General features: G+C 40.9%; 4 protein-coding genes and 1 pseudogene. All 5 read right to left on the bottom strand.

Annotation, left to right across the window (positions count from 1 at the left end; all coding sequences use genetic code 11):
- Positions 1 to 133: 133 nt before the first annotated feature.
- The gene (locus CJF42_RS23765; RefSeq protein WP_095369030.1) at positions 134 to 3,097 is read right to left on the bottom strand and encodes a hypothetical protein; all 2,964 of its coding nucleotides are present in this window, start codon (positions 3,095 to 3,097) and stop codon (positions 134 to 136) included.
- The gene (locus tag CJF42_RS23760) at positions 3,097 to 3,495 is read right to left on the bottom strand and encodes a hypothetical protein (protein WP_095369029.1); all 399 of its coding nucleotides are present in this window, start codon (positions 3,493 to 3,495) and stop codon (positions 3,097 to 3,099) included. Before CJF42_RS23760 ends, CJF42_RS23765 begins: the two co-directional genes overlap by 1 nt.
- A 13-nt stretch (positions 3,496 to 3,508) precedes the next feature.
- A complete protein-coding gene (locus CJF42_RS23755; protein WP_095369028.1) occupies positions 3,509 to 8,062 on the bottom strand; it encodes a hypothetical protein in 4,554 nt (1,517 codons plus the stop codon).
- Complete coding sequence (locus tag CJF42_RS23750) at positions 8,055 to 8,501, bottom strand: DUF6950 family protein (RefSeq protein WP_095369027.1); 447 nt, start codon at positions 8,499 to 8,501, stop codon at positions 8,055 to 8,057. Before CJF42_RS23750 ends, CJF42_RS23755 begins: the two co-directional genes overlap by 8 nt.
- A pseudogene (locus CJF42_RS23745) lies at positions 8,491 to 8,704 on the bottom strand (hypothetical protein); the annotation flags it as partial. The pseudogene CJF42_RS23745 and the gene CJF42_RS23750, both read right to left, overlap by 11 nt.

Genomic DNA, 8,704 nt, shown 5'->3' with positions numbered 1-8,704 from the left:
AAGTGAACACGTTTCAGTTTTAGTAATTAACTGCACTTGGCCTTGCTCGTTCTCGACATAAAACGCCTTTATTTTTAAAGGCACATCATTAATATGCTCAAACGTATGCGTTTTAATTGTACTAGACCCTTTATTAGACATTGTTTTTTATCCACCCTAGCTGTTCGGTTCTGTGCGTGACATTTTTAACCAGGTTATTGTTTAAATCGGTAAGTGTTGATTCATTATCCGTTACATGAATTAAGCCATCATCGCCCCAATCAGTACCATCGTGCTTTAGTTCGGTTGCTGCGTAATGGATATAGGCTGCGCCGTTATTGTTTACGCGATAATCTAAAGCTTTTAGAGCTGGGCTATTACTTGTTGGCGATGGAAAAAAGATGGGGAAAGTGTATGCTCTGGTACTATTTGGATACATAGTGCCATCAAGCATTCGTCCGAAATTATCTAAGTTCACAGTCGATTCACTATAACCATGTGACGCTCTCGTTATAATATTGTCAGTTAGTGAATAGCATAACTGTCGCTGTGCATAATTTTGAGTAAAGAATACTTTTCCAATACCTCTTATTTCTTGATGTATTTTAGCATTAGCAACTGATTTAGTGACTTTGGCGTTTGCGGTGTATGCAAAAATAAATGATAAATTAGCCGCAGAGGATATATTAAAACCATTTAAAACATTATTGTATGCAACATAGTTAACCCAATCGTTGTTATCCGCTGTCCAAGTAGTACCGTTATCAGCTGTTTGATATGCGGCTATTGGTTTTGCAATTGGCCGCGATATTTCAACAGCTTGGGTCGTGCCATCAGGAATAACAGGATTCCAACGCCCCGCCCAACCCTCTTTTAAATCTGGATTTAATACAATATTAGCAGGGTCGCCTAGTACATCTAATGCTGTAAACTCGCCACCGACTGAGGTGTTTAGTTCTTTCATTGCGCCAATCTGCAAAACTGTGCCGGCAGGAAATTTGGCATTAAATTCTTCCGTTACATCACCAGAACCGTACATATACACAGAGTTATTTGAGTAAGGCCAATTCATACTTGAGGTAACTTGGTTCTCGCGCTCTATCACCATCGCATTACCATTGTCTCCTGACAATAAATAGTGAGTCGCATTTGCACCCGAGAATATATTAGTTATCGTATCTCTAGGGTTTGTTGATGCAGATGTTGAAAAAGAGATTGTACTATTATTCGCAAAGCTATATACAGAAGTGCCGCCAACCGTCACTGTCTCCGCAATAAACCATGTGAACACCTCTTTTTCAATACCCATAGCAGTACCGTTTTTATGATTAGCATCGGCTGCTTGCCATTCTTCATCGCGCATGTCCCACGCGCTTAAACGCATGTCACGCTGTACGCCACCTTGACCACTGGCATAAATCGCATCTGCGAAACGACCATCTGGTCGACCTGATGAAGTTCCTATGATGCCAGACATCACTGCTCCTCCAAAATCTGTAGCATTACTTGAGGCATCAAAAATGTTAAAGCACAAGGCGCGTGATGTTGGAGTAAGTGCATCAGATAAAGACCATACACTACCTGTTACATTGGTTGCGGTGTTGTTCGCCTTTCTTGCGCCTGACTTGTTATGGCTCGGATGATAAACTCCAAGGTTCAACCTATTAACCGTACCGCAAACCAACATGTAACAGTGATTAAACTCACTTGTTGTCGCATCACGAGAAGTTAATACACCTCTTTCAGAATTCACATTTAATGCGTGTGACGTTGTATCAAAATAACTTACTCCCGGTACATCTAATTGACCTTGTGGTTTTACTGTCGTGGCATTTATTCCAGTAGAACCTAAAGCTAAGTTCCCTGACAATTTAGAATCTATATGCGACCAATCCCCATTGCCAGCCCCTGCAAAAGAGCGTCCTTTTACACGCCACTGATAGATTTTACCCTCTATTAAATACAGTTTGTTTTTTTTGTCAGCAAACATCGCCTCGCGCTGGAGAGTATTGGCGGCAAACCAATCAACCCCTTTGCCTTTTGATGTCGTATCGCCTTCATACCAGGCATAATAGGTAGTAGGGCGGTTACTGGCAGTGGTTGCAATACCATTCATTGTTGTGGCTAATGATTGCGGTAACCCATTTGGATATACAAATGGGTTTTGTGTTGTCACCTCAGCTAAATGAGCCTCAAAGCCCCAAGCATCAACCCTGTCTGTGACCACTTCAATATCTGCTGTTTCAGAAGCAAACGCGATAGCAGATGTTGCGTGAATGATTGATTCGCCAGAGGCTTTATTATATGTTCGCCTGCCATCTTCTGGTGGTGGAAACTTGATGATACATAGGTTTTCTGAGGCAGTACATAAACTATTCAGCTGTGTTTCAATGCCTGAAATGTTTATTACTGCGAAATAAGAGTTAGACTCTGCGTTCCAACCGGATGTGACTCCTGATTTACCTATGGTTAGTCTGTTTGTATATGCAGGATAAGACCACAAACCATTGCCTATGTTTCCGCTTGAGTGACCCCACCCCATACTGACAAAACCACTTGCCGCATATTTGGCTTTCCCTGCTGCCATTTCTGCATCAAATTCGTTATAGCCTTGACGACCAATTAAGGTATTTAAACTGGTGCTCATAGTATCAAGCATGGCTTGTACGTCAGTTTCAGCCTGTGCTTTAAAGGTATTGAATGTGTTTACTAAATATTGATATGGGGTGGCGTTGTAATTTTCGCTATTGCTAACGGCAATCGCCTCGGTGGCATTAGTGCTGGTTAATATTATTTGAAACTTTTGGGTAATTGCGACTAATCTATCAGCAATTGATTTGCTGTTATTAATGGCATCGCGTAAGCCCTCTAGGGTATTAAATGCTAATAATGATGTGTTGTTTACAGCTGCATTGGGCCAATCGTGTTTTAATGTGATTGTGCTATTGCCGTTTACATCGGGTGCGGTGCCTGCCACTGCTTCAATAACGGTATAGTTACCAATAAATAAAGCGGTACCTGAGCTTACAAAATCACAATTTATATTACCGGTTATATTTACCGTTTTACTTGCTGCACCGATACTAACGGTATTAACCGCTTCTAAAAAACCTGCCATTATTGCACTCCAATATCAGCTAAATCACACACTTGTGCTTTAGGGTATAAGTTTTGAATGTGAGCATAAGCCAGTGCTAAAGGCTGCTCGGTATTGTTGGTATCAAGCTGCAAGGTAAATAAGGCTTGGTTTGGTTGTTTATCGTTAGGTAACTGGCAAATAGGCTGTTTACCTTGGCGCACCATATCTTCATTAGCAAATATTTGCACTCTAAACGCTAAGCCCGTAGATTCTTTTGGAATGTTGTTTGCTTGATATATCGCACCCTCGGGTGTGGCATTAAGAGATAAGGTGTAACCATCACTAATATGCTTAGTTACATTAAGTTGATCGATAACTAATACAGCATCGGGCAAGTTTAAGCCGTTATCGGCTGCGATATTTAATGTTAGTGCCATGTTGTTTCTCCAATTAACCGCATTTGTAAATGCAGGCAATTTGTTTGATTTCGTTTGCTGATGAAAATGTGATGTTTTGTCGCGCTTGGGCAACAGTAAAAGGTTTGATGTTGTCTTGATCTGCTTGGCGCATGCCTTTACCTGGTGTATTGCTTGTGGTGATCAAGTCACCGACTTTAATATCACCATTTTCACCACATACGTTGATCACACCTTCGCCTAATGCATTAAATATGATGTGATCATAAATCAGTGCTAAAGCGGCTGTTTCGGGTTCGTCACCTAATGCGGCAGGCATATCGCTGGTATCTAAAGGGCTACGTTGCACTAATACACCACGGGCTGATTTTTGATTAACCTGTGATGATAAGGTCATTTTACAAATGGCATCTGAAATACCATTTGTAGCTATCACTGACACATCACATACAATGTCACCTTGTTGTATTTGACTGTGATTGATATCAACTAAACCATCATGTGCACCGGTAAATGGTCCATAGTTGGTATGTGAGCCTGAGCCTATGGCATAAAAACTATACCCACCAGAAGATACACCGCCTTCAATGCCTCTTGTTTTACCCCAGCCAGTAATGCCTATACCTTGTTGTGAATTGGCAGCGATGGCCCTGCTTGAACCAAAATTAATCGCTGTGATAGCGGGTGCCTTGCTAGAGTTGTTAGAGGCGTTAATGGCATCGTAGATGGTACCTGATGCAATTAATCGCACGGTTTCAATATCAGCTCCACGAATAACCGGCGAACTAATAGAGATACCTGCAGTTAAGCCACCATTGAACATGTATTTTTTAACCGATAAATCCCAATCAATGACCGCATTGCCATAATCGTCAACAAAACTGACTTGGCTTGCTGCCATTTCTATTTTCGATTGTGACGATGAACCATTGATATAAATACCTGATACTCGGCCATTGTAATCTGTCCCTAAAAACACTTGACTTTGCAAGCCGTTTATTTCGTTTTGCTGTGAGTTTAGTATTAAATGAGCGTATGAAATATCACCATCATTTGACGATACTTGCGCGCTTAAACTACTGATAGCTTGAGAACGGTTGTTTGCTTCATCTACAATGGCTTGGTTAACTGTATTGATTGCTGCAGAACGGGCACCTGCTTCACTGTTTACACTTGCTTGTATACTTGAATCAGATATTGCGCGGGTGCTTGCTTCATCAACCACGCTTTGCTCTACACGTGATATATCCGCTCTGCGACTACTTGATTCATTCTCAATTTTTGCTGTGACATTGGATATCGCAGTTGAAGTCACCCAAGATTCATGCGCTATGCTTTGGTCAAGTCGGGTGACTTCAGATTGCCTCGCATTTCCCTCTGCTGTGATTTGTGCGGTAACGCCATTGATAGCAGTAGCCCGAGTGCTGTTAGCATCGCTTATACTTTCATCTACCCGATTAATTTCAGATGTGCGGGTACTTTGTTCTGTTTCTATTTGTGTTGTGACACCGCTGATAGCCGTTGCACGACTACTATTAGCATCGACAACGCTTAAATCAACCCGTGAAATTTCAGACGTTCTAACACTTGCTTCATCTGCGATTTGCGCAGTGACAGTAGAAATTGCTGTGGCTGTCGCTGTTTGCTCGTCTACAAAGCTTTTATCAACACGTAATATTTCAGATGTTCTAAGGCTGACTTCATCTTCTATTGTTGATTGTACTAAGCTTAATGCAATGGCTGTGGCTGTTTTATCGTCAACTAAAGTTTTATCAACACGTAAAATGGCAGCTTCACGTTTACTGGTTTCATCCTGTATTTTTGATGCCAGTTCAGTTTTAGTTTGTGCTTGTGATTTTATGGCATTAGTTAATACTGAATTAGTATGTTTTAAGCCTGCTTGTGACTCGTCAAACTGTGCATATAATTTCTCATTACTTTGAGCCACTGCTTGGGTTTCATCAGTCAGTGCTGTTAATGATTTTTTAGCAAAGCTAATGTCTATGTCTAACTCAGCTAAATTCGCATCTGTTAAACCGCCCTCTAAAATTTGATTTACTTGGTCTAAATCGTTCAGCATAATGGACGTTGCTTGCTGATTTATACTATTAGTATTGCCATCTAATTCTAGTTTTAAGCTATTTATTCTTGCTGCAAAGTCTCCTATTTCTGTTTGTTCTTCTAAGAACGTGAGGCGATTATTTACCTGACTAATCGTCGTAGTATTGTTTTTGGTAATACCATCAATTTCAGTTTGTTTAGATGCAACGGCAGTAAACGTCCCCTCAAGCGCATCTACTTTAGATTTATAATTGGTCCATTCGCCAGGTGAAATTGCACCGGCTTGTAAAATCAGCGCTGCCAGTTCGTTATCTATTTCTAACTTCCAACTCGATAACTGATTTGTATAATCAACGACATCAACATCACGCAATGCGGATTCTGTGCTTTGATAAATTGCATCAATTGCAATTTGTTTATAATCGTCAAAAATTGAAGATTCTAGGTTTTTTAAGCCGTCAATATCATTGAAAATATTATCAATAACAACAGGCAGCGTGTCTTCACCTTGAATATTTTTAACCTGGTCTAATAAATCATTAACTTCACTATCAAACTTTGAAATGGGAATGTCAGAAATATATTCTAGTAAGTCGGCTTTTTTTGTTTTTGCTGTGACATTTTCCCAGTCAGAATTACCTAAATGATTAACAGAGCGGCATCTAAATGAATACTCAGTTTCAGGTTCTAGACCAATTTGATTATAAATTTGCGTTTTTACTAAGTTACCTGAAGCTGGCACTCCCAGAGAGCCTAAATACTCCCACTCGAATTGAGTGCCAATTCCCGCATCGGCCAGTGATGCTGTTAAGGTGATTTGATTAAAATCAGCATTAACATGAATAAATGGTACAGTTGGGTTTTTGATAACAAACTGAACAGATACAGACGGGGAGTGCTGACCAAATATATTAACGGCTCTAATTTTGGCTGTGTAAATACCCAGATTTAGAGAGGGAATATTAGATTGCGTAAAGGTAACTTGCTGTGATGATACTGAGCTGCTTTGACCATAATGTGATAGCTCAATAAGATAGTTTTCGACAGCCAAGGGAGTAGGGTGCTGCCACTTTAAAACACCAATGCCATCGCCGTTAATTTCTACCCGCGCATCAAAAATAGCCTGTGGCGGACCCGTCACATAATCGCTATTGGGTGTTAAATCTTGCTCACCTGGTACTAAGTCATCAGCCCATAGGTTAGTACCATCTTCAACTGCGATAATCGTTACGCCGCCATCGATTCTAAAGCGACGCTCAACCACCCGGTAAATCTTATTATTAATGGCTTCGTGAGTTAAGTTGACATAAATGGTGCGTCCTACTGCAGCAGCTAAACCAGCATGTTTCAAAGGAATTTCAATACGTCCTAAACGTGATTGTTCAAGCGTGATTAAAGCCAGACGCTGTGCCGTCGTACTGCTGCGTACAAATGGTAACGTGATTGATTTTTCAAGTGGTTGATTATCATCTAACTGATATTGGTGAGATATCACAGGCGGGGCATCGGTACGTTCATAGTTTTGATTTGGGTCAACAAAGGTTGCTCTGACAATATTAGCTCTGTCACGTAAATCAGCATGCCATTTTATTTTAACATTACCGTGTACATCTTTTTGATTAATCGTAAAAGTGGGTTGACCATACCAGGCGCCGACTCTGATATACCATTGGCCCATTTGTCTAAATACTTTACCCGCAAAGCTTTGCTCTAACTGATTTAAAACCGCTAACGGATTGGAGGTAAATTGAAACGTGCCATTTACGGTGTAGCGTTTTTCAGTTGCAACAACATCGTTTTTATCAGTAAATTCAACATCTTCATCGGCAACATTCGCTGCCGCTATCCACCAGTTTATCGGTAGCCGACTAAAAGGCACGTCATGTGCACCAAAGAACCTGACATAGTGCAGGGTGTTTAATACCGCGTTTTGACTCCACAACCAGGTTGTTTCATCATCAGCAAGTTGTGCACTGTCTCTGGGGTCCCAAACACGGGCACCACGAATTAAAAACTCACAATCACTGATACCATCAGGGAATACTTCACGGTTATTTTCAAGTTCCAAAAACACATGTGCCTGGTTAAAACCAATGTGCGCAGTTGTCCAACCAGCCATTTTACTGACAGCCATTGCATTGGCAGTGTTATGTCTGCCATCACTTAATGAATAATTGTAACTGTCACTGGGATAATGACTCAGTTGCTTATTCGCAATATAAATCGCTTCTAAGCTATCAATTGCAGCGCCATTAATCAGCACAACTAACTGAACCCATTTCTTTTTATCACGTTCAACTTCTGCTTGGTGCGCAATCACACCACCAACACGGTCACGGCCAAACGTAATACGTCTGGGTTGGTCAATGCCTTTTTGTAACCCTTTATTGAGCGTCGCATTATCAACCTCAAGGTCATCGGGAGTCAAACTATCCCACAAAGCCCCAAGCGTATTATCAAATATAGAGCGACCAAGGCCAAATAAATCTCCGCCCGTATCTACCACTAAATCAACAATTTTACTCATCTGCTTTGCTCACCCATTGTGCTTTGTGTTGTTTTGCTTTTATAAAAGCACTTAATGAATAAACACATTCAACAGTCTCAAAAGGCAACGTCACTAAACCCGTTTCACCCACGCACATCACTTGATTGATATAAATAATACCGCCAACCAATTCATCATGATGCTCAACCAAAGCAATATCACCACGTTTGGCATAAAGGGGATTAATAGGGGTGTTTAAACTGGCTTTAAAGATACTTTCAACATCATTTAAACCGTGTTTAAACAGCTGTTTAAATGCCCCTTTTTTGGTGCGATATTTCCCCCTAAAACTCGAACCTAAGTCTTTACCTGAAGCACACAAAACCCAATCACAGACAAATAAACAACAATCATGCTCACCCCACTCAAAAGGCATATTTTCACGCTCAGCTAAAAAGGCATTTAATTTAGCGTTCATAGCGTCGCTCCCAGGGTTTACCAATATAATTACCCGGTTGGGTATCATGTAGATTTTGGCTTGTTGATGCTTGCTCGCTAAAAAACTTATCACTTGGGAATAGGGCGCTTTGTGTTGCGTGATTCCAACGTTGGTTTAAACGTGCTTGTTTCCAACGTTCACTTTCACCGGCAATCGCTAAGGCTATCTGTGATAGGGCACCA

It is taken from the genome of Pseudoalteromonas sp. NBT06-2 (assembly GCF_002276045.1).
GTDB lineage: Bacteria > Pseudomonadota > Gammaproteobacteria > Enterobacterales > Alteromonadaceae > Pseudoalteromonas.
Note: the sequence above shows the minus strand (reverse complement) of the source record. Positions and strands in the feature narration are given on the sequence as shown.

Excerpts from the sequence above, each read along its gene's own strand:
- CJF42_RS23765 (WP_095369030.1), bottom strand. The coding sequence starts at position 3,097 with ATGGCAGGTTTTTTAGAAGCGGTTAATACCGTTAGTATCGGTGCAGCA.
- CJF42_RS23760 (WP_095369029.1), bottom strand. The coding sequence starts at position 3,495 with ATGGCACTAACATTAAATATCGCAGCCGATAACGGCTTAAACTTGCCC.
- CJF42_RS23755 (WP_095369028.1), bottom strand. The coding sequence starts at position 8,062 with ATGAGTAAAATTGTTGATTTAGTGGTAGATACGGGCGGAGATTTATTT.
- CJF42_RS23750 (WP_095369027.1), bottom strand. The coding sequence starts at position 8,501 with ATGAACGCTAAATTAAATGCCTTTTTAGCTGAGCGTGAAAATATGCCT.